Annotated in this window: 33 protein-coding genes; 32 read left to right on the top strand and 1 reads right to left on the bottom strand. The window is 66.4% G+C overall.

The genetic code is table 11. The features are described 5' to 3' along the window. Positions 1-7 precede the first annotated feature (7 nt). From BHD08_RS05880 to BHD08_RS05850, 7 genes are all read left to right on the top strand, one after another. A complete protein-coding gene (locus tag BHD08_RS05880; RefSeq protein ID WP_125021128.1) occupies positions 8-355 on the top strand; it encodes a hypothetical protein in 348 nt (115 codons plus the stop codon). Then, positions 352-828, top strand: a complete 477-nt coding sequence (locus BHD08_RS05875; RefSeq protein ID WP_125021127.1) for a structural protein — start codon at positions 352-354, stop codon at positions 826-828. Before BHD08_RS05880 ends, BHD08_RS05875 begins: the two co-directional genes overlap by 4 nt. Beyond that, entirely contained in the window at positions 821-1,018 is a 198-nt protein-coding gene (locus BHD08_RS05870) for a hypothetical protein (protein ID WP_125021126.1), read from the top strand. The genes BHD08_RS05875 and BHD08_RS05870 overlap by 8 nt, the downstream gene beginning before the upstream one ends. 168 nt (positions 1,019-1,186) lie before the next feature. Continuing rightward, a complete protein-coding gene (locus tag BHD08_RS05865; RefSeq protein ID WP_125021125.1) occupies positions 1,187-1,798 on the top strand; it encodes a lysis protein in 612 nt (203 codons plus the stop codon). Next, complete coding sequence (locus BHD08_RS05860; RefSeq protein ID WP_125021124.1) at positions 1,795-2,184, top strand: hypothetical protein; 390 nt, start codon at positions 1,795-1,797, stop codon at positions 2,182-2,184. Before BHD08_RS05865 ends, BHD08_RS05860 begins: the two co-directional genes overlap by 4 nt. After that, positions 2,177-2,485: a hypothetical protein gene (locus BHD08_RS05855; protein ID WP_125021123.1), complete on the top strand. Its 309-nt coding sequence runs from the start codon at positions 2,177-2,179 to the stop codon at positions 2,483-2,485. Before BHD08_RS05860 ends, BHD08_RS05855 begins: the two co-directional genes overlap by 8 nt. A gap of 1 nt (position 2,486) precedes the next feature. After that, positions 2,487-2,999, top strand: a complete 513-nt coding sequence (locus tag BHD08_RS05850; RefSeq protein ID WP_125021122.1) for a DUF3486 family protein — start codon at positions 2,487-2,489, stop codon at positions 2,997-2,999. 50 nt (positions 3,000-3,049) lie between these two features. On the opposite strand, the gene BHD08_RS05845 is transcribed toward BHD08_RS05850, so the two are convergent. Beyond that, positions 3,050-3,484, bottom strand: coding sequence for a hypothetical protein (locus tag BHD08_RS05845; RefSeq protein ID WP_125021121.1), 435 nt, complete (start codon positions 3,482-3,484; stop codon positions 3,050-3,052). A 59-nt stretch (positions 3,485-3,543) separates the two neighbouring features. Between BHD08_RS05845 and BHD08_RS05840 the strand changes: the two genes are divergently transcribed. The 25 genes from BHD08_RS05840 (at position 3,544) to BHD08_RS05720 (ending at position 24,491) form a co-directional block, all read left to right on the top strand. Next, positions 3,544-5,085 carry a hypothetical protein gene (locus tag BHD08_RS05840; RefSeq protein ID WP_125021120.1) on the top strand — a complete coding sequence of 514 codons (1,542 nt, stop codon included), beginning with the start codon at positions 3,544-3,546 and terminating at the stop codon, positions 5,083-5,085. 8 nt (positions 5,086-5,093) lie between these two features. Further along, positions 5,094-6,626, top strand: a complete 1,533-nt coding sequence (locus tag BHD08_RS05835; protein ID WP_125021119.1) for a DUF935 domain-containing protein — start codon at positions 5,094-5,096, stop codon at positions 6,624-6,626. Continuing rightward, the gene (locus tag BHD08_RS05830) at positions 6,626-7,747 is read left to right on the top strand and encodes a phage minor head protein (RefSeq protein WP_125021118.1); all 1,122 of its coding nucleotides are present in this window, start codon (positions 6,626-6,628) and stop codon (positions 7,745-7,747) included. Before BHD08_RS05835 ends, BHD08_RS05830 begins: the two co-directional genes overlap by 1 nt. A 175-nt stretch (positions 7,748-7,922) precedes the next feature. Then, complete coding sequence (locus BHD08_RS05825) at positions 7,923-8,900, top strand: hypothetical protein (protein ID WP_125021117.1); 978 nt, start codon at positions 7,923-7,925, stop codon at positions 8,898-8,900. Next, complete coding sequence (locus tag BHD08_RS05820) at positions 8,888-9,424, top strand: hypothetical protein (protein ID WP_125021116.1); 537 nt, start codon at positions 8,888-8,890, stop codon at positions 9,422-9,424. The genes BHD08_RS05825 and BHD08_RS05820 overlap by 13 nt, the downstream gene beginning before the upstream one ends. Positions 9,425-9,493: 69 nt before the next feature. Continuing rightward, the gene (locus BHD08_RS05815; protein WP_125021115.1) at positions 9,494-10,552 is read left to right on the top strand and encodes a phage protease; all 1,059 of its coding nucleotides are present in this window, start codon (positions 9,494-9,496) and stop codon (positions 10,550-10,552) included. Positions 10,553-10,555: 3 nt separating this feature from the next. Further along, positions 10,556-11,470 carry a Mu-like prophage major head subunit gpT family protein gene (locus tag BHD08_RS05810; protein ID WP_125021114.1) on the top strand — a complete coding sequence of 305 codons (915 nt, stop codon included), beginning with the start codon at positions 10,556-10,558 and terminating at the stop codon, positions 11,468-11,470. Positions 11,471-11,512: 42 nt separating this feature from the next. Continuing rightward, complete coding sequence (locus BHD08_RS05805; RefSeq protein WP_125021113.1) at positions 11,513-11,971, top strand: HI1506-related protein; 459 nt, start codon at positions 11,513-11,515, stop codon at positions 11,969-11,971. Between the two features lie 5 nt (positions 11,972-11,976). Continuing rightward, on the top strand, positions 11,977-12,480 hold the full coding sequence (locus tag BHD08_RS05800) for a gp436 family protein (RefSeq protein WP_125021112.1): 504 nt from the start codon (positions 11,977-11,979) through the stop codon (positions 12,478-12,480). Next, on the top strand, positions 12,480-12,989 hold the full coding sequence (locus BHD08_RS05795; RefSeq protein WP_125021111.1) for a phage virion morphogenesis protein: 510 nt from the start codon (positions 12,480-12,482) through the stop codon (positions 12,987-12,989). The genes BHD08_RS05800 and BHD08_RS05795 overlap by 1 nt, the downstream gene beginning before the upstream one ends. Further along, entirely contained in the window at positions 12,989-13,579 is a 591-nt protein-coding gene (locus BHD08_RS05790; RefSeq protein ID WP_125021110.1) for a phage protein Gp37, read from the top strand. Before BHD08_RS05795 ends, BHD08_RS05790 begins: the two co-directional genes overlap by 1 nt. Then, the gene (locus BHD08_RS05785) at positions 13,576-13,761 is read left to right on the top strand and encodes a DUF2635 domain-containing protein (protein WP_125021109.1); all 186 of its coding nucleotides are present in this window, start codon (positions 13,576-13,578) and stop codon (positions 13,759-13,761) included. The genes BHD08_RS05790 and BHD08_RS05785 overlap by 4 nt, the downstream gene beginning before the upstream one ends. A 6-nt stretch (positions 13,762-13,767) precedes the next feature. Continuing rightward, positions 13,768-15,237 (top strand): phage tail sheath subtilisin-like domain-containing protein, encoded by a 1,470-nt coding sequence (locus BHD08_RS05780; protein ID WP_125021108.1) that lies wholly within the window; start codon positions 13,768-13,770, stop codon positions 15,235-15,237. 9 nt (positions 15,238-15,246) lie between these two features. After that, positions 15,247-15,591: a phage tail tube protein gene (locus BHD08_RS05775; RefSeq protein WP_125021107.1), complete on the top strand. Its 345-nt coding sequence runs from the start codon at positions 15,247-15,249 to the stop codon at positions 15,589-15,591. A 9-nt stretch (positions 15,592-15,600) separates the two neighbouring features. After that, a complete protein-coding gene (locus BHD08_RS05770; protein WP_125021106.1) occupies positions 15,601-15,945 on the top strand; it encodes a hypothetical protein in 345 nt (114 codons plus the stop codon). A 91-nt stretch (positions 15,946-16,036) separates the two neighbouring features. Continuing rightward, positions 16,037-17,824, top strand: a complete 1,788-nt coding sequence (locus tag BHD08_RS05765; protein ID WP_125021105.1) for a phage tail tape measure protein — start codon at positions 16,037-16,039, stop codon at positions 17,822-17,824. Position 17,825: 1 nt separating this feature from the next. Further along, positions 17,826-19,127 carry a DNA circularization protein gene (locus BHD08_RS05760; RefSeq protein ID WP_042924798.1) on the top strand — a complete coding sequence of 434 codons (1,302 nt, stop codon included), beginning with the start codon at positions 17,826-17,828 and terminating at the stop codon, positions 19,125-19,127. Further along, positions 19,120-20,160, top strand: a complete 1,041-nt coding sequence (locus BHD08_RS05755) for a phage baseplate assembly protein (protein ID WP_125021104.1) — start codon at positions 19,120-19,122, stop codon at positions 20,158-20,160. The genes BHD08_RS05760 and BHD08_RS05755 overlap by 8 nt, the downstream gene beginning before the upstream one ends. Continuing rightward, the gene (locus BHD08_RS05750; protein ID WP_125021103.1) at positions 20,147-20,674 is read left to right on the top strand and encodes a phage baseplate assembly protein V; all 528 of its coding nucleotides are present in this window, start codon (positions 20,147-20,149) and stop codon (positions 20,672-20,674) included. Before BHD08_RS05755 ends, BHD08_RS05750 begins: the two co-directional genes overlap by 14 nt. Continuing rightward, complete coding sequence (locus BHD08_RS05745) at positions 20,671-21,117, top strand: phage GP46 family protein (RefSeq protein ID WP_125021102.1); 447 nt, start codon at positions 20,671-20,673, stop codon at positions 21,115-21,117. Before BHD08_RS05750 ends, BHD08_RS05745 begins: the two co-directional genes overlap by 4 nt. Further along, positions 21,117-22,178, top strand: coding sequence for a baseplate J/gp47 family protein (locus tag BHD08_RS05740; protein WP_125021101.1), 1,062 nt, complete (start codon positions 21,117-21,119; stop codon positions 22,176-22,178). The genes BHD08_RS05745 and BHD08_RS05740 overlap by 1 nt, the downstream gene beginning before the upstream one ends. Continuing rightward, a complete protein-coding gene (locus BHD08_RS05735) occupies positions 22,169-22,768 on the top strand; it encodes a YmfQ family protein (protein ID WP_125021100.1) in 600 nt (199 codons plus the stop codon). Before BHD08_RS05740 ends, BHD08_RS05735 begins: the two co-directional genes overlap by 10 nt. Continuing rightward, positions 22,768-23,403 carry a hypothetical protein gene (locus BHD08_RS05730; protein WP_125021099.1) on the top strand — a complete coding sequence of 212 codons (636 nt, stop codon included), beginning with the start codon at positions 22,768-22,770 and terminating at the stop codon, positions 23,401-23,403. Before BHD08_RS05735 ends, BHD08_RS05730 begins: the two co-directional genes overlap by 1 nt. A gap of 10 nt (positions 23,404-23,413) precedes the next feature. After that, positions 23,414-23,998 (top strand): phage tail protein, encoded by a 585-nt coding sequence (locus tag BHD08_RS05725; protein ID WP_256678598.1) that lies wholly within the window; start codon positions 23,414-23,416, stop codon positions 23,996-23,998. 1 nt (position 23,999) lies between these two features. Further along, entirely contained in the window at positions 24,000-24,491 is a 492-nt protein-coding gene (locus BHD08_RS05720) for a hypothetical protein (protein ID WP_125021098.1), read from the top strand. The last annotated feature ends 16 nt before the right edge of the window (positions 24,492-24,507 follow it).

Here is a 24,507-nt window from a genome sequence, read left to right as displayed (position 1 = left end):
TGGCGGCATGGATATCGAAGCCCCCAAGCGCCCCCTGCGCCACGTCCGCGACTACGCCCAGGCCATCGTCGATGCCTACCCGGACGTGGGCCGCCAGCGTGAGATTTTCGAACGCTGCCCGATTGAACTCCGCCCCATCGCGCGGACCATGGCAAAGGACGGCATCGAGCGCATCGAAGCACGGCGCCGCGCCGTCCAGGCCAATCGCGAGCTGCATCGCAAGGCAGCTGCCGCAGACCCCGCCCCTCTTAAGCCAATTCGGCGCATATCCGACGTTAAGCAATCGCGCCCGGAGGTCGGTCGTGCGCGCCTGGCCGAGCTGCGGGCAGCCATCGGTCAAAAGGAGTCCGCATGACCCGCAAGCAGCCTCGCGGTATTCGCAACTACAACCCCGGCAACATCGAGCGCAACGGCACCCGCTGGCAGGGCATGGCGGTGGCACAGGCCGATAGCCGCTTCATCGTCTTCAGCCACCCGGTGTGGGGCATTCGCGCCATTGCTCGCACGCTCCTCACCTACCAGGACGCACGGCGCGCCCGCGATGGCAGCCGCATCGACAGCGTGCGCGAGATCATCGAGCGCTGGGCCCCAGCTCATGAAAACAACACGGACGCCTATGCCAAACAAGTCGCCAAGGCGCTCGGCATCGGCCCCGACGACGAGACGGTCGACGTCTACGATTTCGCCACCATGCGCGCCCTGGTGCAGGCCATTGTCCGGCATGAGAACGGCACCGGCCCGCTGCCCGGCGGCAATTGGTATGGCGACGCGCTGATCGCCGAAGGTCTGGCGCTGGCCGGCATTCTGGAGGGCGTGCGCCATGGCTGACTGCAAGCATTGGAGTCGCAGCCGCACCCTGTGGGTCAATGCGATCGCCGCGGGGCTGGTAGCGCTGGAGGCCGGTACCGGCATGCTGCAGCCGCACCTGCCGGTCAGCCTGTACACCGCCGTGGCCGTCGGACTGCCTGTCGTCAACGCAGTGCTGCGGGTCATGACGCACCAGGCGGTGCGCGCATGATCGGCAGCCTGCTCCGCTTCCTGGACCACCTCTTCACCACCCCGCGCCTCTGGGTGCCCAGCTGCCGATTCCTGGTTCCGTTTCCGCCGGAGCGGCCTGGCAGGTCGGGCGTCGCCGCTGCGCGCCGTGCCGCGCGTAAAGCCCGCCGCCAACGGAGGGCACGCCGCCATGCTTGATCGTCTCTATACCCTACCGACCGCCGTACTGGTCGCCCTGCTGGCCTGCCTCGTCTGTGGCGCGGCCGGTACGGGCGTCGGCTATGGCATGGGCTATCGCTATGCCGCCGCCACCGGCAGCGCCGAGCTGCAGCGCGAGCGCACCGCCCATGCCGAGGCTGCTGCGATGGCCGCGCATGAGTCCCGCATCGCCCTGCAGCAACAAGTTACCCGCGCCAATGCGGCCGAGGCGCAGCTGCTCGCCGATCAGGCTGGCCACGCCAAGCAAGTCACCGAACTGGAGGGCCGCATCGGCCATGTCACCGCTCACTATCGTCCCTCGCCTGCTCAAGCGCTTCAGCGTGCCCCTCACTGCGTGTTCACTGTTGGCTGGCTGCGCGACTACAACGCAGCCCTCGGTGTGCCCGGGGCCCTGGCAGGCCCCGTTGCCGGCCCTGCTGGGCCAGCCCCCTGGGCCGCCCCCGGCACTGACGCCGAACTATTGGAAAGCGGCGTCACCCCGGCCGACATCCTTGCCCACGCCCAGGACTACGGCCGCTGGGCCCGTGGCCTCGCCAGCCAGGTGACCGGCTTGCTCAGTGCCAGGGAGGCCGCCACGCCATGACCATGCAAATGGAACTCAGCCAGCTGATCGGCTGGGCCGCCGGCCTGCTGACCTTCTTCGCCACCGTCGTCACAGCCCTGGTCAAGCTGCTCCTCACTCAATTCGAAAAGCGCCTGGCCGATCGCTTCGCCGCCCAGGACGAAGCCCGAAAAAGCACCAGTCGCCACTGGGAAGAGAGCTTCGCCAAGCTGCTCGATCGCCAGGACAAGGAAGCTGAAGCGGTCAAGCAGCTGGAGCGCGCCTTCATGCGCTTCCAGGCCGACCTGCCGCTGGAGTACGTGCGCCGCGAAGACTTCGTGCGCAGCCAGTCAGTGATTGAAGCCAAGCTCGATGGCCTGGCCCTCAAGTTCGAAAACGTCCTGCTCAAAGGAGCGCGCCATGATTGATGCCGACAAAGCCCGCCGGGAAAGCCTGCGCTGGTACATCCTGCTGACCCTGAACAAATCCCGCCCGGTCGACCCGCATGAAGCGGTGGTGCTCTCCACCATCCAGGGCATCTACCCGGACTCGACGCCGCTGGAGCTGCGTCGCGAGTTGGACTACCTCGCCGACCGCAGCTTGGTCACCCTCAACAAGCAGCCATCGGGCCCGTGGATCTGCGGCCTGACTCATTACGGCGTGGACATCGCCGAATACACCGTCGACTGCCGCCCAGGCATCGCGCGCCCCGAAAAGTACTGGAGCTGACATGCCGCCGCGCAGCAAGGTCGCCACGCTCCCGGCCGAGGTCAAGGCCTGGCTAGACCAGGCCTTGGCCGAGAACAACTTCAGCGACTACGAGGCCCTGTCGGCGGAGCTGACCGAGCGCGGTTTCGCCATCAGCAAGTCGGCGCTGCACCGCTACGGGCAGAACTTCGAGGAGCGCCTGTCGGCACTGAAGATGGCCAGCGAGCAGGCCCGCGCCGTGGTCGCCGCCGCGCCGGACGAGGAAGGCGCCGTCAACGAAGCCCTGATGCGCCTCGTCCAGGAACACCTGTTCAAGCTGCTGATGACCGATCGCGACCAGATCGACCTACCCAAGGTCGCCAAGGCAGTGGCCGAGCTGGGCAAGGCCAGCATCGCGCAGAAGAAGTGGCAGGCCGAGGTCCGCGCCAAGGCCGAAGCGGCCGCCAGCGAGGTCGAGAAGATCGCCAAGAAGGGCGGCCTGGACGCCGAGACCGTGGCCGAGATCCGCCGGGAGATCCTGGGGGTGGCGCGTTGAAATCAGTAGCCTCCCCTTATTCGGGTGGACCGTATAACCTGCCTAGGCGTCTATGGCGTTGCACGAATAGCAGTTTCACAGCAGGGGCAACGGAGTATTGCTTCCTTGCCGTGAAGGGTTATAAAAGACCCTTTCTGCTCAAGGCAATTGCTGCATATGTAGTGCTCTGGCTCCTCGCGCCAATAGTCAGCTTTAAGCCTGTACGTTACGAAGCCGGTTACAAACTGATGGCGTTCGTACCGGTCGCGCTTTTTTGCGTCCTCTCCGTTGCGGGTAAGTTGTTTTTCCAGCTCGTCTATCCGTTTCAGCAATTGCATCTGTTCTTGCTGAGTGGATATCAAATGCTGCTGCAGCTCGATCAGGATTCCAGAAAGCGCCATCGCCTTTTCGTTGACGGCAGCACCTTCTTTCATGTCGAGCAAGCCCCTGGTGAGATCAATCGCCACCTTTGCGCTTCCCAGAACAGCCGTAACACCGTCCAACATATCCAGCCCCTATTGCGCGTTATTTGGCACCGCGAGCCTACCACTGCAGGGCTCGCCATATGAATATGCCACCAGTCCTGGAGAACACCGCTGCCCTCGACATTCCGGCCGTTCTGCTCGACTACCAGAAGAACTGGATCGGCCTGCGCTCACCGCTCAAGGTCGGCGAGAAATCGCGCCGTATTGGCCTCACCTGGGCCGAGGCGGCAGATAACGTCCTGGTCGCCGCCTCGGCGCGCAGCGCAGGTGGCCAGACCGTCTACTACCTCGGCTACAACCAGGACATGACGGTCGAATACATCCAGGCATGCGCCATGTGGGCGCGAGCCTTCAACTACGCTGCCGGCGAGATCGAGGAAGGCATCTGGCCGGACGAAGATCCCGACAAGCACATCAAGACCTACACCATCAGCTTCCCGTCCGGCTTTCGCATCACTGCGCTCACCAGCCGCCCGTCCAACCTGCGCGGCCGCCAGGGCGTGGTGGTGATCGACGAAGCGGCGTTCCACCAGGATCTGGCCGAGCTGCTCAAGGCGGCCCTGGCCCTGCTCATCTGGGGCGGCGAAGTGCACGTCATCAGCACCCATGACGGCACCGACAACCCGTTCAACGAGCTGATCGAGGAGATCCGCGCCGGCAAGCGAAAAGGCCTGCTGTTCCGTACCACCTTCCGCGAAGCCGTTGAGCAGGGTCTGTATGAACGCGTGTGCCTGCGCAAAGGCATTCCCTGGACGGCCGAGGAACAGGCTGCCTGGGTCAAGGACGTGTACGACTTCTACGGCGATGCCGCCGAAGAAGAACTTGACTGCGTGCCCAGCCAGGGCGGTGGCGCCTACCTCTCGCTGGCGCTCCTGGAGCAGCGCACCAGCCGTGAAGTGCCCGTGCTGCGCCTGGCCTACCCGCAGGGCTACGAGACCATCTCCGAGCAGCTGCGCCTGGCCGACTCGCTGTCCTGGTGCGAGCGTGAGCTGCTGCCGCTACTGGAGCAGATGCCGCGCGAGGCGCGCAGCTTCTACGGCATGGACTTCGGCCGCAGCGGTGACCTTTCCGTCATCGTGCCGCTCCTGCAGGAACAGGACCTGCGCCGCCGCCAGGCCTTTCAGGTCGAGCTGCGCAATGTGCCGTTCAAGCAGCAGGAGCAGATCCTCTTCTTCATCGTCGACCGGCTACCCAACTTCCTCGGCGGCAAGAACGACGCCCGCGGCAACGGCCAGGCGATCGCCGAAGCGGCGGCCGTGCGCTACGGCCACACCCGCATCGACCAGGTGATGCTCACCGAGGGCTGGTACCGCGACAACATGCCCCCGTTCAAGGCCGCGCTCGAAGACGGCACCCTCTACGACCTGCCAGCCGACAAGGACACCGTCGACGACTACCGCGCGCTCAAGGTCATCAAGGGCGTGCCCCGCGTACCGGACAGCCGCACCACCGAGAAAGGCGGCGGCAAGCGCCACGGCGACGCCGCCGTCGCGGGCGTGCTGGCCCATGCCGCCAGCCGCACCCCGGCCGCACCCATCGAATACACACCCGCACCGCCCAAGGCCGACCGCTGGGCAAGCGGCGACGACGATCAACCCGGCAACTGGCAAGGCGCCTGGTAGGAGCATTCATGGCAATCGTAGACATCCACGGCAGGCCCTTCGAGAAGGAGGTGCTGCGCGAACAGCAGACCTCCCGCCTCGCCACGCTGCATGCTGAGTACGCCGAACACCCCTCAAGCGGGCTGACCCCGCCTCGCCTGGCGAGCATCCTGCAGGCTGCCGAGCGCGGTGACATCAAGGCCCAGTGCGAGCTGTTCCAGGACATGGAAGAGAAAGACGCCCACCTGCTGGCGGAGATGGGCAAGCGCCGCCGCGCACTGACCACCGTCGATTGGGCCGTGTTGCCACCGCGCGACCCCAGCGACGCTGAGCAGGCCGAAGCCGACTGGCTCAACGAAGTCCTGCAGGATCTGCCCGACTTCGAGGATCTGCTGTTCGACCTGCTCGATGCCATCGGCAAGGGCTTTTCCTGCATCGAGCTGGACTGGCAGCGTCTGGGTCGCGAGTGGCTGCCCGCCGCGTTCAACTACCGCGAAGCGTCCTGGTTCCAGCTGGACATGGCCACCCGCAACGAGCTGCGCCTGCGCGACGGCAGCGCCGAGGGCGAGGCACTCAACCCATTTGGCTGGATCGTCCACCAGCACAAGGCCAAGTCCGGCTATGTCGCGCGTGGCGGCCTCTACCGCGTGCTGGCCTGGCCGTACCTGTTCAAGAACTACGCCGTTCGGGACCTCGCCGAGTTCCTGGAGATCTACGGCCTGCCCGTACGCCTTGGCAAATACCCGGCCGGCGCTTCCAGCGATGAGAAGTCCACCCTGCTGCGCGCCGTGGTCAACATCGGCCACAACGCTGCCGGCATCATCCCCGAGGGGATGGCCATCGACTTCAAGGAAGCGGCCAAGGGCACCCACGACCCGTTCGACTGGATGGTCCAGTGGGCAGAAAAGAGCATGTCCAAGGCCGTGCTGGGCGGCACGCTCACCAGCCAGGCCGACGGCAAGAGCAGCACCAATGCCCTGGGCAACGTGCACAACGAAGTGCGTCACGACCTGCTCAAGAGCGATGCCAAACAAGTCGCGACCACGCTGCGGCAGTACCTGCTCTATCCGCTCCTGGTACTCAACCGCGGCGGCGACCGCGACCCGCGCCGCCTGCCGCGATTTCAGTTCGACCTGGTCGAAGCCGAGGACATGGCCACCTACGCCGAGGCCCTGCCCAAGCTGGTCCAGGCTGGTATGCAGATCCCCGTCGCCTGGGCGCATGAAAAGCTGCGCATCCCGCAGCCCGGCAAAGATGACGCCGTGCTCGGCGCATCTGCAGGCGAGCCCAAGCCGACCGCCGCCGCCCGAGTCGCCGCGCTCAAGGCCACCTCCGAGGTCGACCCGCTCGATGACCTGGCCGAGCAACTCGCCGGCCAGTGGCAGCCCGTCGCCCGTATGGCCGAGCCGGTGCAACAACTGCTCGCCCAGTGCAAGAGCCTGGAGGAATTCCGCGAGCGCCTGCCCGAGGTGATCCCCGACCTCGATGCCGGCCAGCTCGTCGAGCTGATCGCCCAGGGCATGTTCGCCGGCCACCTGGCCGGCCGTACTGGAGCCATCTGATGGCCGATCTGCAGGCGCTGCCGCCCGAAGAGGCGATCGTCTACTTCCGCCAGAAGGGCTACGCCGTCGGCTTCGACTACCGCGACGTCTGGCAGGCCCAGCACCAGGCCGCGTTTACCGTGGCCAAGGCCATGCAGCTGGACCTGCTCCAGGACATCCGCGCCGAGGTCGATCGCGCCCTGGCCGAAGGCACGACCCTGCAGGACTTCCAAAAGCGCCTCATCCCAACCCTGCAGCAAAAGGGCTGGTGGGGCCGGCAGACCCGGCAGGACCCGCTCACTGGTGAAGTGCGCGATGTCCAACTGGGCAGTCCTCGTCGGCTTAAGGTCATCTACGACACCAACCTGCGCACCGCCCACAGCGAAGGCCAGTGGGAACGCATCCAGGCGCGCAAGGCCAGCTTCCCCTACCTGCAGTACGACGGCGGCAACTCGGAAAACCCTCGCCTGCAGCACAAGGCCTGGGACGGCTTAGTCCTGCCTGTGGACGATCCCTTCTGGCAGAGCCACATGCCGGTCAAGGAATGGGGCTGCAAGTGCCGCGTCATCCCCATGACGGCGGGCCAGCTGCAGCGCCGCGGGCTGGAGGTGGACGAGTCGCCCAAGGTGCCTACCACACCCTACGTCAACGCCCGCACCGGCGAGGTTCAGCAGATCCCTGCCGGCGTGCATCCGGCTTTCCATTACCCGCCGGGCGGCCGGCGCGGCAGCCTCGTCCAGCACTTGGTCGACAAGCTCGAAGCCGCTCCGGCAGCCGTTGCCCGCTCGGCCATCGCCGACCTGGTGCAGGGTGAGGCCTTCGCCGAGTGGTATCGCAAGCCGGCCGGCCGTTTCCCTTTGGGCTACATGAGCCAGGAAGCCATCAAACAGTTCGGCGCGCAGGCTGCGGTCGTATTGCTGGCCGAAGCGGTCCTGCTCGACCAGTTGGCCAACCAGCCCAACGTGGTGATCGAGGACTACGCCCTGGTGCAGCAGATTCTCGATACCGGCGCGCCCACCCGACAGGCTGACGGCAGCCTGCTGTACCGCCTGGAGCAGGCCGATGGCTCGGCACTGCTGCTGACGGTCGAGCGGTCTGGCGTGGCCGTGGTGGTGCGCAGTTTGGTGCGGGTATTTCGGTGAAAAGCGACGACAGCCTGCGAGCGCGCTGACGAGGTGATTGATGTCGCGGGGCAACCGTGGGGGGGATTAAGCGCTTGCGATGCTTAGCGGATCGTCTAACGGCCTTCTAACGCATAAGACTTCCGAGAGGGTACTATCGGCTGCACACATTTCCTTAAGCAATGGAGTGCCAGCTGTGTCGCGCCGTCCTGCCAACAAAATAATTCATTACGTCCGGGCCACTTATAGCAAAGGGGCCGCCCCGAACAAAAACTTCGAACAACTCGTCCGGCAATCGATGAATAAGCTAGGCCGCATGGACGAAACAGATATCACGATGTCCACGCTTGGAGTCGTAAGTATCAGACATCGCGAAACCAAAACGGGTGAATCATTAAGATTGGCTATCGGGGCAGGCGTGCCCGGTGAGCAAATGACGACTATCGGCATCAAGGTCGCAGCAGCTTTTGATAACGATGAAGCGGCCAGCGCACCTGCTAAGCGGGCCTTCAAGCACGGTGATGCCTTCGTGCTGATTGAGGAGAATGATCTCCTTGTCGTTACTGACGGTCCATTTCGGGTAAACACGATTGGAGTCTATCTTCGGGAGCTATTCTCGAAGGCTGGCTTAAAAAGCGAAACCGCAGCCTTTGAGCTGAAAAAAGTTACTAACAAAGATACGAAAGCGATCCTTGCAGCAGAAGGCATCAAGGAGCTGCGTCTCGGCACAACCATGTACCAAGCGACCGATGCCTTGGACGTACTCCAAGCACCGTCGTCAGTAAAGGCTCGCCTGAAGTCATTTGTAGGAACATTGAAAAATGCATTCGCCGAAGAGGTTAGCGAGAAGGACCTGCTCCAGCTTGCCGAACATTGGGGTGAGCTTCAGGTGAAAACCGTGATCAGTGCGAAAGGAGGATCACGTGCTGATGAGGTGGTGCTTGAGGCGATGCTGAATGTCGGTGGGGACGTGCTTGAGGAAACCGAGGAAGGTGTAGACGTCACTGTTATCACGCAGAAAGACACCCCGGTCCAGATGAATCAAGTGACTCCGACCAAGAGTATTCGCCTCCTCCGCAGAGAAGGCGCGAATGACTTGATCAACACCGAGGTCTATGCAGAGCTGGTGACCTATCGGAACGAATTGCAGAAAAAGGGGCAATGGAAGCAGTGAACGCACCTTCGAGGAAAACGAGCTGGCAAAAGGTCACGTACATCGTTACGTGCATCGTTGCTTCCGTTTTCTTTGCGTGGCAGTTCCAACCTAAGTATCACGACAACAGCAACGCGTTGTCCGTCTTGGTTACGGTCTTCTCAATCCTCGCCGGCTTCTTGGTGGCGGTGATGGCCATCGTAGGCAGCGAGCGTGCGCTCAAAGGCAGGAACTGGCGGCAGGACACGTTCTATCTTCTACATGTCAAGCAGGATCTGCAGAAGCACTCCGCGCTGTTCTACCTCTACTTGTTGGTGCTAGCCCTGTCGTTTCTCGCCGCGCTAGATCTCGGCTGGCCCAAGCTTGTCCAGACCGGTGTAGAAGGGGTCCTGCTGTTTTTGGCGTGCCTGGCGATGCTTCTTTCGTTTTCTCTTCCTGGTCAACTAACCCGCAGGCATGTCAGCGACTTGGAAAGCGCCATCAAGTCCCGGCGTGACCGAGAGGCAGGTAAGCCTTCAGGAGACGTGGATCCCCCAGCAGACTGACTAGAGCATGCTGGCCTACTGAACCCCCTCACTCTGCACTAGCCAAACCATGCCGCCGACACTGGCGGCATGAAGACCAAAGCCTCCCCCACCGCCGCGATCGCCGCCTGCATCTTCGAGATCCAGGCGGAGGGTCCGGCCATCCAGCTCTTCCCCGTCGGCGCCTTCAAGGCCCGCGACGGTCGCCCGCGTGATGTGGCGGCTGGCGCCTGGTTCATTGACGCCCAGGTCGCACAGCGGCTGATTGCCCAAGCGGCAGCCCGCGCCACCGACGTCGTTATCGACTACGAACACCAGACGCTCAACAGCGCCGAGAACGGCCTGCCGGCTCCGGCCGCCGCGTGGTTCTCCGGCAGCGGTCTGGAGTGGCGCGAAGGCCAGGGCCTGTTCGCCACTGGTGTGTACTGGACCGACAAGGCCAGCGCCATGCTGGCGGCGCGCGAATACCGCTACCTGTCCCCCGTCTTCACCTACGACAAGCAGACCGGCGAAGTCTTGGAGCTGCTGCACGTCGGCCTCACCAACTACCCCGCGCTCGACGGCATGGCTTCCCTGCCGGCGCTGGCGGCTGCTCGTTTCGAACTGGCCATCCCGGCCGCCCCTTCCGCACAGGAGAACCAACGTGTGAACCGAGAACAACTGATCGAGGCGCTGGGCCTGTCTTCGGACGCCAGCGACGAAGACATCCAGACCGCGCTCACTGCGCTGAAGGCCAACGCCACCAAGGTGGATGACCTGCAACAGTCGCTCGCCGCCCTTAAGGCTGAACGCAAGCCGGACCCGGCCAAGTTCGCCCCGATCGAGGTGGTCGAGGCGCTCAAGCAGGACATCGCCGCGCTCAAGGCCAACCAGGTGGAAGGCGAAGTCGGCCAGCTGGTGAAAGCCGGCTTGGAAGACGGCCGTCTGCTGCCCGCGCAGGAAAGCTGGGCGCGCGAGCTGGGGCAGACCAACCTCGCCGCGCTCAAGGGCTACCTGGAGAAAACCCCGGCGATCGCCGCGCTCAAGGGCCGCCAGACCGAAGGCCGCCAGCCGCAGGACAACCCCCACGGCCTCTCCGACGTGGAGCTGCAAGCCGCCGCGCTGACCGGCCTCTCGCCCGAAGCCTTCGCCAAAGCCAAAGGAGCCTGATAAATGGCCGTCATTACCCCCGCCCTGCTGGTCGCGCTGCGCACCGGCTTCCAGGCCAGCTTCCAGGGTGCCCTGCAAGCCGCGCCGAGCGAGTTCAAGAAGCTCGCCACCATCGTCAACTCCACCTCAGCCAGCAATACCTACGGCTGGCTGGGTCAGTTCCCGCAGTTGCGTGAGTGGATCGGCGATCGCGTGGTCAAGGACATGGCCGCGCAGGGCTACCAGATCAGCAACAAGCTGTTCGAGTCCACCGTCGGCGTGAAGCGTACCGACATCGAGGACGACAACGTCGGCATCTACAGCCCGCTGTTTGCCGAAATGGGCCGTGCCGCCGGCTCCCACCCGGACGAGCTGGTCTTCGCGCTGCTCAAGGCTGGCCACACCAGCCTGTGCTTCGACGGCCAGAACTTCTTCGACACCGATCACCCCGTCTATCCGAACGTCGACGGCACCGGCGCCGCGGCCACCGTTGCCAACAGCTTCGCCCCGGCTGCCGATCCGGGCCCGGCCTGGTACCTGCTGGACACCAGCCGCGCACTCAAGCCGCTGATCTACCAGGAACGCACCAAGCCCGAGTTCACCAGCATGACCAAGCTCGACGACGAGCAGGTCTTCAGCGCTGACGAGTTCCGCTACGGCGTGCGGGCGCGTAACAACGCCGGCTTCGGCTTCTGGCAGATGGCCGTGCGCTCCACCAAGCCGCTTGACGCCGCCAGCTTCCAGGAAGCGTACGACGCCATGCGCGACTTCAAGGCCGACGGCGGCCGTCCGCTCAACCTCAAGCCGACCGTGCTGGTGGTGCCCACCAACTTGCGTGCCGCAGCCAAGGAAGTGGTCGGTACCGAGCGCATGGCAGGCGGCGCCACCAACCCCAACTACGGCCTGGTCGAGATCCTCGACAGCGCCTGGGTGAACTGATCGCCACGGCCACGGACGGCCACTTTGCAGGAGATTTGACACATGGCCGCGAAGAAACCCGCCGCCCCGAAGCCATCGCAATCGGCGCCCGTCACCGAGCCGCCCGCGTCTTCGACCGTGCAGGCGACCCCGGAAACCACGCCGGGCTCAACGACCGAATCGACGGCGCCAGCACCGGGTACCGACCAGCAGCCCGCTGCTACCACCTCGACCACCACCACCGAAGGCCAGGCATCGGCATCGGCTCCGGCTCCGGCTCCGGCTCCGGCTCCGGGCGAGCCTGCCGCACCCGCCGGCAACGACAAGCAGCCAGAGGAAGCAACCGAGATCGAGGGCGTCTACGTGCGCGCCACGATGGGCCGCCGCTGCCGTGCCGGCTTCTGCTTCGACCAGGACGGCCAGGGCTTTGCCAAGGGCGTGCTGAGCGAAGAGCAGCTCGCCGCGCTGGAAGCCGACCCGCTGCTCAAGGTCGAGCACTGCACCTTTACGCCTGCTGAGTAACTGCCATGTCCTACGCCAGCGCCCTCCAGCTGCTCGCCCGCTACAACGCGGACGAGATCGCCCAGCGTGCCGATGCCAGCCTGCCGCCCCTGGTGGACGGTGAGCTGCTGCGCATCGCCGCCTCGGCGGGTGATCTCTCCAGCTACACCGCTGAAGAGCAGGCAGCCGTTGCAGCGGCGCTGGCCAAGGTCGAGCGCGCCCTGGGCGACGCCGAGCAGACCATCAACACCTACCTGGGCGGCCGCTACCAGTTGCCGCTCAGCCAGACACCCGACGTCCTGGAACGCATCGCCTGCCAGATCGCCCGCTTCGTGCTGTTCGACGACGCCGCGCCCGACCAGGTCAAGGCCCTCTACCAAGACTCCATCCGCTTCCTTGAGCACGTCGCCGCCGGCAAGGTCCAGCTGGGCCTGGCCAGCGATGGCAGCACCGCTCAGCCCTCGGCCGGCGCCGAGATGGTCAGCGGCGCCCTGGTGTTCGCCCGCGACAACAGCAAGGGGTTCATCTGATGGCCGTCAGCATCCGCATCAGCCACAACCTGCCGCAGGTCCAGCGCCTGTTCCAACAGATCCGCCGGATCGGCGGTGACCCGCAGCCGCTGCTCCAGGACATCGCCTTCCTCGGCGAGAACAGCACCCGCGAACGCTTCCGCAGCCAGACCGGCCCGGACGGCGAGCGCTGGAAGCCGAGCCTGCGCGTGCAGATCAGCGGCGGCAAAACGCTGACCCGCGACGGCCACCTGGGCGACTCCATCAGCAGCTACGCCAACCAGCGTTCGGCGGTGTGGGGCGTCAACCGCATCTACGCCGCCATCCACCAGTTTGGCGGCACCATCCGCGCCAAGGCCGCTGGCGGGCTGCGCTTTCGTATCGGCGATCGTTGGTCGACCAAGCGCCAGGTCAGCATCCCGGCGCGACCTTTCCTCGGGATCTCCGATGGCGATCGCCAGGACATTCTCGACCTGGTCGAGAACCACCTTGCCAACCTGGTGCGCCAGAGCGCGCCGGGGGGTGCCTGATGCTCGGTCATCTCGAAACCCAACTGATCGAACTGCTCAAGGCCAGCCCACTGGGCTCGCGCCTGCGCGCCGTCGACAGTCTGCCCGACACCCCGGACAAGGACCTGGTCAAGCGCTGGGGCGTGGACGCACCGGCCGCCTACGTGGTGGCCATGGACGGCACCCTGAGCCAGGCGCTGGCCACGCCGCAGTTTGTCGTCGTGCTGGTGGCGCGTAACGCGCGAAGTCACCAGGCCGCGCGCCATGGCGACGGAAAGGTCATCGGTCTCTACGAGATGCTCGATGCCGCCATTGGCGAGCTGCACGGCGGCGTCGCCGGCGGTGCCAGCTGGGAAGTGACCCGCTACCAGTTCATGCAGGACGACGCCCTGCGCGACCAGGGCCTGCACGTTGCCCTGGTGCTGCTCCAGGCCGATGTCGACCCGCCGCAGAAAGACGCGGTGAACCTCGGCGACTTCCTGGAGTTTCACACCGACTTCGACCTCAACCCCTTCGCCAGCGCAGCCGACCGCCAGCGCTGGGCCGCTGAAGACCACGCAGAGCCCGCCCCGGATCTGCACTCGCACATCAACCCGCAGGAGGGCTCATGAGCCAACCCGTATTCCTGGTGCCCGCTGAGGGCCTGAAGGTGCGCCACCCGCTGGGCGGGCACCTCAAGTCCGAGGGCGACTTCGTCGTCCTCGACAGCTACTGGCGCCGACGCATGGCCGATGCATCCGTGAAGCCCGGCACCCCGCCGAAAGCCGCCAAGCCGGCGGCCAGCAAGGAGTAAAAGCGCATGGCTGAGAACGTCAGCTTCAACGAAGTCCCGGACAACATCCGGGTACCGGGCATCTATATCGAGATCGACCCGAGCAAGGCAGTCAGCGGCGGCGCGGTGATGGAGCGGCGCCTGCTGCTCATCGGCCAGCGCCTGGCCAGCGGCACCGCCCCGGCCGGCGTCGCCATGCGCCTGGGCAGCCAAGCCGGCGACCAGGCCGCGCAAGCGTTCGGCCAGGGCAGCATGCTGCACGGCATGGCCAAGGCCGCGCGTGGCGCCAGTGACTACGTCGACCTCTGGGCCATCGCCCTGGACGATGACCCGGCCGGCGCGGCCGCGACCGGCAGCATCACGCTCACCGGCAGCCCTACCACCAGCGGCACCCTCGCGCTCTACGTCGGCGGCAAGGTCGTGCGCGCCATGGTCGTGGCCGGCGATGCCGCCAGTGCGATCGCCAGCCGCCTGGCCGATGCCATCAATGCCGACGCCGACCTGCCCGTCACCGCCGCGGCCGAGCTGGGCGTAGTGACCCTGACCTGCCGCTGGAAGGGCGAAACCGGCAATGACCTGGACCTGCGCCTGAACTACTACGGCGAGCAGACCCCGGCCGGGCTGACCGTAGCGATCGCCGCGATGACTGGCGGCACAGCCAACCCGTCGGTGCAGTCGGTGCTGGATGCCATCGCCGGCACCCAGTACTACAGCATCGTCTGCCCCTACCTGGACGGCGCAAACCTCACCGCCCTGGAAGGCGACATGGCTGCGCGCTTCGGCCCGATGGATGTGCTCACCGGCCACGTGTTCAACGCCAAGGTCGGCAACCACGCCGCGCTAACCACCTGGGGCAACAGCCGCAACTCGCCGCACATCAGTACCCTGGGTCTGTACGACATGCCCACCGCGCCGTGGGTGGCCGCGGCCGTCTGGGCGACGGTCGCCGAGTTCTCTGGTGCCAATGATCCTGCAAGACCGTTCCGCAGCCTGGCGCTACCGGGCGTGCTGCCGCCGCCGGAGAAGAGCCGCTTCATGCGGCCAGAGCGCAACCTGCTGCTGTTCGACGGCATCAGCACCTTTACCGTCGATGCCGGCGGCCAGGTGCTGATCGAGACCATCATCACCAACTACCAGGTCAACAGCTTCGGCCTGCCGGACATCGCCCTGCTGCGCCTGGAAACCAAGTGGACCGCGGACTTCATCCGCTTCCGCTTCAACGCCGCCGTGGCCCGCGACTATCCCCGTCACAAGCTGGGCGACGTGGCCATTCCCGGCCAGGCCTACGCCACGCCGACCACGGTGCGCGCCACCCTCATCGCCGAGGCCGAGAAGCTGGCCAAGGAAGACGGCGTGCTCGAGGACCTGGAAGGCTTCAAGCGCGACCTGATCCTCAAGCGCTCCACCCAGAACCCCAACCGCATGAACGCCGTGCTGACGCCGAACCTGGTCAACCAGTTCGACATCTTCGCCGCTGCCGTGCAGTACCGCCTGTAAGGAGGCCCCATGCAGCACCACGGCCGCGCCACCATCACCTACAACGGCAAGCGCATCTCCACCCGCGAGGGCGCCACCCTGAACCTGGGCGGCGTCGCCCGGACCCCGGAGGCGCTGGACGACGGCACCGTCGGCTACTCCGAGGCCACCGCCGCACCCGAACTCAACTGCACCGTCCCGCTCAAGCAGGACCTGGACATCGAGGAGCTGCGCAACCTCACCGGCGCCAACGTCGTGTTCGAGTCCGACACGGGGAAGGGCTGGGTCATCCGCGATGCCTTCACCGTCGACGCCGTCAGCGTCGGCAAGGACGTCGCCCTCAAATTCAGCGGCCAGCCGGCCGTGCAACTGTAAGGAACGATCATGCAGCAGCTAACCACCAGCGGCAGCTTCCCCCACGGCCTCGTCATCGCCGGTACCACCTACACCCGCTTCGACATGCGCGAGGCCCTGCTCGCCGACATGATCGAGGCCGAGGTCGAGTCCGGCGGCCCGGCCAACGCGATCCACTACAGCGCCCAGCTCGCCGTGCGCCAGCTCACCCGCGTCAGCAACGACCAGGGTGACGAGTTCAAGGGCCCGTTCGTGGTGGCCATGGTCAAGAAGCGCGGCGACTTCACAGCCCTGCGCCAGGCACAGATCAAGCTCGACGACATGGGAAACGGCGCAAAGGACGACTCCGCCAGCACTGGGACGCCGTCCAGCTGATCGCCCTGCGTCACGGCTGGTCGCGCGAGCAGATCCTCGCGCTGCCGCCCGCTGAGTTCCTCCACTACCTGGGCAACCTGACTAAAAAAGCATGAGCAATCGCGACCTCAACCTGGCTCTGCGCCTGACCGCCGATGTCACCCGCCTGATGGGCGGGCTGAGCAAGGGCGAAACAGGCCTGAAGAAGTTCGGCTCAGCCGCCAAGGGCGAGCTGGACGCGCTCGGCCGCTTTGCCGGGTCGGTCGAGGGCAAGCTCGCGCAGCTGGGCGTGGGGGTTTCCGCTATCGCGGTGGGCCTGCAGTCGGCCCAGCTGGACAAGGACCTCAAGCAACTGCAGCTCACCGCAGGCGCCACAGCCGCCGAGGCGGATCTGCTGCGCCAGAGCCTGATGGATGCCCAGATCGCCACCGGCCAAGGCGTGGACGAACTCAAGGGCGGCGTGGATGCGCTGATTGCTGGTGGTCTGGGTATCGCCCAAGCCACGGCCACTGTCGCCCCCATGGCCGAGACGCTGGCCGTCTCCAAGACCAACGCCGACGCCCTGGCAAAGGCCATGGGCGTGGCCGCCACCCAGTTCGACATCGATCTGAGCAAGACCGAAGAGGCCCGCCTGCTGCTGGATAAGATGGTGGTCGCCGGCCGCGCCGGCAACGCCGAGCTGGAGAACCTGCCGGACATCTTTGCCCGCATCGGTAGCAACGCCAAAACCTCCAACCTGAGCCTCGACCAGACGCTTGCCCTGGTCGAGACCCTGTCCCTGGTCGAGCCCAACGCCGAGCGCCTGGCCACGCTCACCGACAGTACCCTGCGCGTGTTCACCAACGCGAACTACATGAAGTCCGCGTCCAAGGCGACCGGCATCAAGTTCTTCGACAAGGACGGCTCACGTCGGGATGCCCTGGAAGTCATCAGCGACATCAAGGCCAAGTACGACAAGCTGGGCACCGATGCACAGCGCTTCAAATTTATCGACGCCGCATTCGGCAAGACTGATCAGCAGACGCAAATAGGCCTCAAGACCCTGCTCGATGGCGACTCGCTGGGCAAGCTGGACCAGGTCTTCACCGAAGTCCGCGACGCCAGCGGCACCATCGCCCGCGACCTGCCGGACGCGATCGGCAACGCCGTCGACCAGACCAACCGCCTCAAGGGCGCGCTGCGCGAAGCCGCCGACGGCTTCGCCAAGCCGGTCAACGACACCCTGAGCGGCCTCATCAAGTGGGGCATGGACAGCAAGGAAAGCGGCGGCCTGGGACTGGACGGCAAGGACATGCTGCTCGGCGGTGCAGTAGGCGCAGCCGGGCTGTTCGGCGCGGCCCGCTATGGCGGCAAAGCCATCTCCGGAATTGCCGGCAAGCTCGGCGGCACCGCTGCCGGCGTGGCCACCGGCAAGGCCCTGGAGGAAGCGGCCGGCGTGCAGCCGGTGTACGTCGTCAACATGCCGGACAGCCTCGGCGGCAATCTCGGCGCTGCCGAAAAACTGGCCGACACAGCCGGCGACCTGGTCAGCCCAAAGACCATGACGTGGCTCAAGTCGTTACTAGGTACCTCAGTGACGGCCTTACCTGCCATGGGTTCCGGCGCCATGGCCACCGCAGGCGCAGCCGTTGCGGGTGCAGGCGCGGCCGGCTACGGCGTCGGCACGCTGCTCAACGACTACCTGATCGATGGCACCGCTGTCGGTGATGCCATCGGCAAGGCCGTGGCCTACGCCATCTCGCCTTTCAGCGAAGACGCCCGCAACGCCATCGCTGTGAACAACAAGGCATCCGAACTCACCATCCGCATCGAGGGCGAGACCAAGGCGCGCGTCACACAGATGAACAGCGACGGCCTGGACATGACCGTGCTCACCGGCCGTTCGAGAGTAGGAGGCTGACATGGCCTGGCGCGACGACTACCGCCCCGGTGCCTTCCGCGGCGTCCCCTTCCACCTCAAGAGCGCCACCCGTACCGGCGGCCGCCGCACCGTGTTGGACGAATTCCCGCTGCGCGACACGCCAAGCACCCAGGACATGGGCCGCAAGGCCCGCCAGTTCAACCTGGTGATGACCGTCATCGGCACCGATTACATGGCTCAGCGCGACGAGCTGATCGAGGCGCTCGAAGCCTCCGGCCCCGGCACGCTGATGCACCCGTTCTACGGTGAGCTGTACGTGGCCCCGCTCGGCGACTACAGCATCGAGGAGAGCCTCGACCAGGGCGGCCTGGCGCGCATTACCCAGAACTTCGTCGAAGCCGGCGAGAAGCCGCGCCCCGACAGCCAGCCGCTGGCCGGCGCGGCGGTCAACTCCGCTGCCGACCTGGTGCAGGCCGAGTCGGTAGAAGAGTTCGAAGGAAAATGGGCTGTTGTAGGATTTGCCAGCAGCGTGGCCGGACATGCGATTGCAGCACTCGGTACTGCATCCGGTTTTATCGGTGACGCTTTTGCGGCGGCGCTGGGCTACGCAACGCCGGCCATTGCCACGCTAAACGGCATCACCACCGGAATACTTTCCGGGGGCGGCCTGCTCACCCAAGGCGGCCAGTTCGGCACCCTGCTTGGGCGTTTCACCAGTTCGATCGCCTCGCTAATCCTCTCGCCGGGTAACCTCGGCATTGGGCTACTCGGGCTTGTTCGCGGCCTGACCGGTGGTCTCAGTCCCTTCGGTGCCTTTAAGGCCCTGACCTCGCTGTTCGACATTGGCAGCAAGGTGAAGCCGGTGCGCGGCAACGGCTATGTCACCCCGGCCCGTGCCCAGCAGGCGACCAACCAGGCAGCGATCTACACCCTTATCGAGCGGGCTGCGGTCGCCGAGGCTGCTCGCTTGGCGACAGGTCGGCCACTCGACACCGCCGGCAGTACGTTGCCCGGTCTCACCTACAACAACCGCGAAGAGGCCGTCGACACCCGCGACGTGCTGGTCGCCGAGCTGGACCGCCAGCAGCTGCAGGCCAGCCCCGAGCGCTACCGCGCGCTGGCCGGCCTGACCACTGCGCTGGTTACCGACCTCAACCGCCGCTCCGCCTCCCTGGCACCGCTCACCCGCTTCACGCCAGGCGCCACCATGCCGGCGCTGGTCATCGCCCATCGCCTCTACGGTGATGCCAGCCGTGCCGGCGAGATCGTCGCGCGCAACCGTGTCGCGCATCCGGGCTTCGTGCCCGGCGGCCAGGCGCTGGAGGTGCTCAAAGATGCCTGACGTCCTGCTCACCATCGGCAACCAGCAGTGGGGCGGCTGGAAGCGCTACCGCATTGGCCTGGGCATGCAGCAGCTGGCCGGCAGCTTCGAGCTGCAGTTGACCGAGCGCTGGGCCGGCCAGGCCAGCCGCCGCGAGATCCCCGAGGGTGCGCCGTGCACGCTGCACTACGACGGCGAGCTGCTGATCACCGGCTACATCGACCGCGTCAGCCCGAGCTACGACGCCAATAGCCACAGCGTGAGCGTCAGCGGCCGCGACAAGACCGCCGACCTGGTCGACTGTTCGGCGCCGCCGACGCAGTTTATCGGCCGCGGGCTGGTCGACGTTGCGCGCGAGCTGTGCGCGCCATTTGGCATCGCCGTCATCGACCAGGCCAGCGCCAATGCGCCGTTCCGCAGCCTCAAGCCGAACGATGGCGAGAGCGTGTTCGAGATGCTCGACCAGGCCGCGCGCATCCGTGGCGTGCTGCTGGTCACCGACGGCCGCGGCAACCTAGTCATCACCCGCGCCGGGCAGTACCGCGCGCACGACGCCCTGGTGCTCGGCGAGAACATCCTGCAGGCCAGCGGCAACCGCGACCGCACCGACGTTTTCAGCCAATACAGCCTCAAGGGCCAGGTCGCCGGCTCCGACGACTTCTTCGGCGAGCAGGCCGCCGCCGTGCTGGCCCGCGCACGCGACAGCCGCGTCACCCGGCACCGCCCGCTGACGCTCATCGCCGATGGTCCCATCGACGGCAAGGCCGCCCGCGACCAGGTCACCTGGGAGCGCAACGTGCGCTGGGGTCGCTCGCAGTCGGTGAGCTACACCCTGGCCGGCTACCGGCAGAGCAACGGCGAGATCTGGCGTGCCAACAGCCTCGTCGCGGTCCATGACGATTACCAATACCTGCGCGGCGCCGAGCGCCTGGTCACCGAGGTGGCCTACCAGCTCGACGACCAGGGCGAACGCTGTCAGCTGACCGTGATGCCCAAAGAGGCCTTCGCCCTGGTGGCACAACCCGAGCCGGAGGTAACCGATGGCCAGTATTGATCGCGTGCTACGGCCGCTGCGCCGGGGCCTGTCCCACCTGGTCAGCCGCGCTGTCGTCACCCTGGTCAACGACGCGGCCATGATGCAGGCGCTGCAGGTCAAGCTGCTGGCCGAAGAAACCCTCGACGGCGTCGAGCACTGGCAGCCCTACGGCTTCACTGCCCACCCGCTACCCGGTGCCGAGGCCCTGGTGCTGGCCGTCGGTGGCCATCGCGCGCACAGCGTGGTGGTTTCCTGCGGCGATCGCCGCTTTCGCCTCACCGCCTTGGAGCCTGGCGAGGTGGCCATCTACACCGATGAAGGCGACAAGCTGCACTTCAAGCGCGGCAACGCGATTGAGGTCGAGACCCGTGTCTTCACCGTCAAGGCCAGCGAGGCCGCGCACTTCCAGACGCCGCTCATCACCACCACCGGCCGCATCGAGTCGGCCGGCGACCAGGTCGCGGCGGGGATCAGCCAGGTCGGCCACACCCACCCAGGCGACAGCGGCGGCACCACCGGAGGCCCGCAATGACAGACATCGCCCTGCGCTGGGACGGCCTCGGCGCCGACCTGGTGCTCGATGGCAACGACCTCGCCCTCGATCACGGCCTGCAGACCCCTGCCGTCATCAGCCTGTTCTCCGATCGCCGCGCCCGCGCCGAGGACGCGCTGCCCGGCGGCGGTACCGACCGCCGCGGCTGGCCGGGCGACGCCTGGCCCGACGTAGGCGGTGACCAGATCGGCTCGCGCCTCTGGCTGCTCGGCCGCGAGAAGGAAATCGCCGAAACCCTGCGCCGCGCCCGTGAGTACGGCCAGGAAAGCATCGCCTGGACGCATGAAGACGGCATCGCTGCGCGCACCGAAGTGGCCGTTAGCGTCCCGCGCCGCGGCTGGCTGCGCCTGGCGCTGGCCATCCACCGACGCGACGGCCGCACCGAAAACCACCAGTTCGATACCCTTTGGGAGGCCCACTGATGGCTTTCTCCATCCCTGACCTGAACACCACCCGCCAGCAGATCGCCGCCGACATCGAGGCGCACCTGCCGGGCACTGAAGCGCGCACCCGCCGCAGCACCCTTGGCGTGCTGGCATTCGCGCTGGCCGGCGCGGTGCAGGGGCTGCACGCCCACATCGACTACCGCTACCGCAACTTCCTGCCGGACGAGCTGGCCGACGCCGAGGGTGTCGAGCGCTGGGCCCGCCGCTTCAAGCTCTGGTATCGCGCCGCCACCTCCGCCGGCGGCCTGGTCACCATCAGCGGCACCCCCGGCAGCACCCTGCTGGTCGGCACCACCCTGCAGTTCACCCAGGACCAGCTCTATACGGTGCGTGAGGATCTGACCCTGACCGCCAGCACCGGCCAGGTCGCAGTCGATGCCGCAACTGCGGGCAGCAGCGGCAACCTGCCCGCCGGCGCTCGCCTGACGCTAGTCAGCCCGGTCGTGGGCATCCAGTCCGCCGCTACCGTGGGTGCCGACGGCCTCACCGGCGGCGCCGATCAGGAAGATCTCGCCGGCCTGCGTGATCGTCTGCACCGCCGTATGGCCGAACCGCCGCAGGGCGGCACCCTGGCCGACTACGAGACCTGGGCGCTGGAGTCGCACACCGCCATTACCCGCGCCTGGGCGACCGAACACGAGCAGGGCACCGGCAGCGTCGTCGTGCGCGTGGTCTGCGACAACCAGGACAGCCCCATCCCCGGTGCCGAAGTGCTGGAGGCGGCCGAGGCCTACATTGGCGAACGGCGCCCGGCCGGCCGGCGCTCGGTCTACCTGCTGCCCCCGGTGGAAGCGCCAGTGCAGTACCAGATCCGCGCAGTGCCAAACACGCTGCAAGTGCGCGCCGCCATTGAGGCCGAGCTGCGTGACCTGCACCGCCGCGAAGCCGAACCCGGCGCCACCCTGCTGCTCAGCCACATTCGCGAGGCGGTCAGCCTGGCCAGCGGCGAAACGGACAACGCGGTGCTCTACCCGACGGCCGACCTGCTGCACGGCACCGGCCAGATGCCGACCTTTGGAGGTATCACATGGGCGTGACCGCCGCCGACTACGGCCGCCTTCTCGGTCAGTTGCTGCCGCCCGGCGCCGCCTGGACGCAGGACCCGGACAGCCTGCTGCAGACCCTGCTGCGCGCCTTCGGCGAAGCGATGGCCCGCGCCCATGACCGTGCCGACGACCTTTACCGCGAAGCCGATGCCGGCGAGGCGTTCGAGACGTTGGAGCGCTGGGAAGCCGCCCTCGGCCTGCCAGACGAATGCAGCGTCCAGGGCGCCCAGACCATCCAGGAACGCTCGGCGGCCGTTCTCGCGCGCCTTATCGGTCTGGGCGGCCAATCCCGCCCAGACTTCCTCGCCCTCGCCGAGGCGCTCGGCTACCCCGACGCCACCATTACCGAATACCAGGCCCGCCGCCACGGCCGCGCCAGCATGGGCGAGCCCTACGGAGGCGAGGACTGGGAAGACGCCTGGCAGCTCAACCTGCCCGCGAGCCTGATTATCCAGCGACGCCACGGCCGTGCCGCCATGGGCGAGCCCTACCAGGTCTGGGGCGACAGCCAGCTCGAATGCGTGCTGCACAAGCGCAAGCCGGCCGGCTCCATCCTGCTATTTACCTACGGAGGAAACTGATGGACTACCCCAAATCAGAGCCCGGCGTGAACCTGCTCAACGGCCAGTTCACTGACGGCAACCCGCTGCTGGGCATTCCAGCGTCGAGAGACCCAGCCAAGTGGGCGAACGACGTGACGGAAGAGATCCTCAACGTCGTGCGCGAAGTGGGCGACGAGCCCGACGAGGGCCAAAGCACTCAGCTGGTCGGCGCAATCTGGAAGATGTTCCGCTCGGCAACTGCAGTCGCAACCGAAGCGCTGCGCGGCGTGCTGCGGGTTGGCACGCAGGCCGAAGTCGACGCTGGCGCCCTGGACAATGTGGCGGTAACACCGAAAAAGCTGCGCATGGGCTTTGCGTTCAGCATCGGCCCCAACGGGTACATAGCGTTCCCGACGTGGATGATGGGTTTCGTCATTCAATGGGGGCTTCAGGCAACCCCTTCGCTGGCTAGCGGCGCAACAACATCGGGGGCGGTTACGTTCCCGGTGGCCTTCCCCAACGCTATGCGCGGCTTGGCTCTTACATACAAGTCAATCGGTGCTAACGGCGCGATGGGATACAACGACCCGGCACTTGGCGGTTTCACCTACACGCTGCGCGCGCTGTCGACGCTCTCGACGTCAGAGTTCTTCTTCATTGCGGTAGGTCGATAGGAGAGATCGCATGTTCTATTCAGAGAAAGCCGGCGCGTTTTATGACCCGGCAATTCACGGTGAGGCGCTACCCGCTGACGCGGTCGAGATAACCCGTCAGAGGCATGGCGAGCTATTGGACGGGCTGGCCAGAGGGCAGCGTGTTGTTGTCCAGGCAGGGCAGCCCGTTCTAATTGACCCTCCGGCCCACGTGCCAGCCGCGGACGAACTCTGCACCCGTATCGATACTGCCGCCGATGCCGCGCGTGCCCGTGTCGCCGGCGACCCACTGCGCGCCGTCGAGTACGACCGCGCACGGATCGAGGCGCAGGCCTTCGCCGACGCCGGCTATCCGGCCGATGCCGTACCGCGCACCGTCGCCGCCTGGGCCATCAACGGTCGCACCGCGCAGCAGGCAGCGAACAGCATCCTGGCCGAGGCCGCTGCCTACACCGAGGCGCTGTACGTCATCCGTGAAACGCGCCTGGCTGCCAAGGAGCAGATCCGCACGCTGATGGGTGCCGGCGAGGTCGAGCAGGCTCAGCAGCTGGCCGAGCAGACCATCGCCGCCATCGAGGCAGCAGTGGCCGGCGTCGGCAATAACCCGGCTGCATGACATGGCCACCGTCCGCGTCCTCTTCACCCGCAGGCGTCACCTCGGCAGCCTGGCCATCCGACTGGGCACCTGGTCGACGTGGTCGCACGTGGATCTGGTCGATGACCGCGGCGCTGTGCCCGAGCTGATCGGCGCCGTCGCCCCGTCCGGCGTGGTCCGCACAGCCATGGCCGAGCGCCTGCACCTGGCCAGCCAGGCCGCCCTGGTCGAGTTCTCGGTAAGGGATCGCAACGCCGTACTCGACGCGGCCGCCAGCCAACTCGGCCGCCCCTACGACTGGCTCGGCGTCGCCGGCATCGCCCTGCGCGGGCGTGACTGGCAAGAGGATGACTGCTGGTTCTGTTCCGAACTGGTTGCCTGGAGCTTCAGCGCTGCAGGCGAACCCCTGTTCCGCGCCGACCTGGTCAGCCGCGTCGTGCCCCAGCATCTATGGATGCTGGCGAACCCCTCACTAACTGCAGCCAATCCGCTGGAGCTGATCAGCGGCATCTAGCATGATGCCGTTTTGC

Source organism: Pseudomonas sp. SCT (genome assembly GCF_003864275.1).
In the GTDB taxonomy this organism is placed as follows: domain Bacteria; phylum Pseudomonadota; class Gammaproteobacteria; order Pseudomonadales; family Pseudomonadaceae; genus Stutzerimonas; species Stutzerimonas stutzeri_AE.
Note: the sequence above shows the minus strand (reverse complement) of the source record. Positions and strands in the feature narration are given on the sequence as shown.

Coding starts and splice junctions, on each gene's coding strand:
- BHD08_RS05880 (WP_125021128.1), top strand. CDS start 8: ATGGATATCGAAGCCCCCAAGCGCCCCCTGCGCCACGTCCGCGACTAC.
- BHD08_RS05875 (WP_125021127.1), top strand. CDS start 352: ATGACCCGCAAGCAGCCTCGCGGTATTCGCAACTACAACCCCGGCAAC.
- BHD08_RS05870 (WP_125021126.1), top strand. CDS start 821: ATGGCTGACTGCAAGCATTGGAGTCGCAGCCGCACCCTGTGGGTCAAT.
- BHD08_RS05865 (WP_125021125.1), top strand. CDS start 1,187: ATGCTTGATCGTCTCTATACCCTACCGACCGCCGTACTGGTCGCCCTG.
- BHD08_RS05860 (WP_125021124.1), top strand. CDS start 1,795: ATGACCATGCAAATGGAACTCAGCCAGCTGATCGGCTGGGCCGCCGGC.
- BHD08_RS05855 (WP_125021123.1), top strand. CDS start 2,177: ATGATTGATGCCGACAAAGCCCGCCGGGAAAGCCTGCGCTGGTACATC.
- BHD08_RS05850 (WP_125021122.1), top strand. CDS start 2,487: ATGCCGCCGCGCAGCAAGGTCGCCACGCTCCCGGCCGAGGTCAAGGCC.
- BHD08_RS05845 (WP_125021121.1), bottom strand. CDS start 3,484: ATGTTGGACGGTGTTACGGCTGTTCTGGGAAGCGCAAAGGTGGCGATT.
- BHD08_RS05840 (WP_125021120.1), top strand. CDS start 3,544: ATGAATATGCCACCAGTCCTGGAGAACACCGCTGCCCTCGACATTCCG.
- BHD08_RS05835 (WP_125021119.1), top strand. CDS start 5,094: ATGGCAATCGTAGACATCCACGGCAGGCCCTTCGAGAAGGAGGTGCTG.
- BHD08_RS05830 (WP_125021118.1), top strand. CDS start 6,626: ATGGCCGATCTGCAGGCGCTGCCGCCCGAAGAGGCGATCGTCTACTTC.
- BHD08_RS05820 (WP_125021116.1), top strand. CDS start 8,888: ATGGAAGCAGTGAACGCACCTTCGAGGAAAACGAGCTGGCAAAAGGTC.
- BHD08_RS05815 (WP_125021115.1), top strand. CDS start 9,494: ATGAAGACCAAAGCCTCCCCCACCGCCGCGATCGCCGCCTGCATCTTC.
- BHD08_RS05810 (WP_125021114.1), top strand. CDS start 10,556: ATGGCCGTCATTACCCCCGCCCTGCTGGTCGCGCTGCGCACCGGCTTC.
- BHD08_RS05805 (WP_125021113.1), top strand. CDS start 11,513: ATGGCCGCGAAGAAACCCGCCGCCCCGAAGCCATCGCAATCGGCGCCC.
- BHD08_RS05800 (WP_125021112.1), top strand. CDS start 11,977: ATGTCCTACGCCAGCGCCCTCCAGCTGCTCGCCCGCTACAACGCGGAC.
- BHD08_RS05795 (WP_125021111.1), top strand. CDS start 12,480: ATGGCCGTCAGCATCCGCATCAGCCACAACCTGCCGCAGGTCCAGCGC.
- BHD08_RS05790 (WP_125021110.1), top strand. CDS start 12,989: ATGCTCGGTCATCTCGAAACCCAACTGATCGAACTGCTCAAGGCCAGC.
- BHD08_RS05785 (WP_125021109.1), top strand. CDS start 13,576: ATGAGCCAACCCGTATTCCTGGTGCCCGCTGAGGGCCTGAAGGTGCGC.
- BHD08_RS05780 (WP_125021108.1), top strand. CDS start 13,768: ATGGCTGAGAACGTCAGCTTCAACGAAGTCCCGGACAACATCCGGGTA.
- BHD08_RS05775 (WP_125021107.1), top strand. CDS start 15,247: ATGCAGCACCACGGCCGCGCCACCATCACCTACAACGGCAAGCGCATC.
- BHD08_RS05770 (WP_125021106.1), top strand. CDS start 15,601: ATGCAGCAGCTAACCACCAGCGGCAGCTTCCCCCACGGCCTCGTCATC.
- BHD08_RS05765 (WP_125021105.1), top strand. CDS start 16,037: ATGAGCAATCGCGACCTCAACCTGGCTCTGCGCCTGACCGCCGATGTC.
- BHD08_RS05760 (WP_042924798.1), top strand. CDS start 17,826: ATGGCCTGGCGCGACGACTACCGCCCCGGTGCCTTCCGCGGCGTCCCC.
- BHD08_RS05755 (WP_125021104.1), top strand. CDS start 19,120: ATGCCTGACGTCCTGCTCACCATCGGCAACCAGCAGTGGGGCGGCTGG.
- BHD08_RS05750 (WP_125021103.1), top strand. CDS start 20,147: ATGGCCAGTATTGATCGCGTGCTACGGCCGCTGCGCCGGGGCCTGTCC.
- BHD08_RS05745 (WP_125021102.1), top strand. CDS start 20,671: ATGACAGACATCGCCCTGCGCTGGGACGGCCTCGGCGCCGACCTGGTG.
- BHD08_RS05740 (WP_125021101.1), top strand. CDS start 21,117: ATGGCTTTCTCCATCCCTGACCTGAACACCACCCGCCAGCAGATCGCC.
- BHD08_RS05735 (WP_125021100.1), top strand. CDS start 22,169: ATGGGCGTGACCGCCGCCGACTACGGCCGCCTTCTCGGTCAGTTGCTG.
- BHD08_RS05730 (WP_125021099.1), top strand. CDS start 22,768: ATGGACTACCCCAAATCAGAGCCCGGCGTGAACCTGCTCAACGGCCAG.
- BHD08_RS05725 (WP_256678598.1), top strand. CDS start 23,414: ATGTTCTATTCAGAGAAAGCCGGCGCGTTTTATGACCCGGCAATTCAC.
- BHD08_RS05720 (WP_125021098.1), top strand. CDS start 24,000: ATGGCCACCGTCCGCGTCCTCTTCACCCGCAGGCGTCACCTCGGCAGC.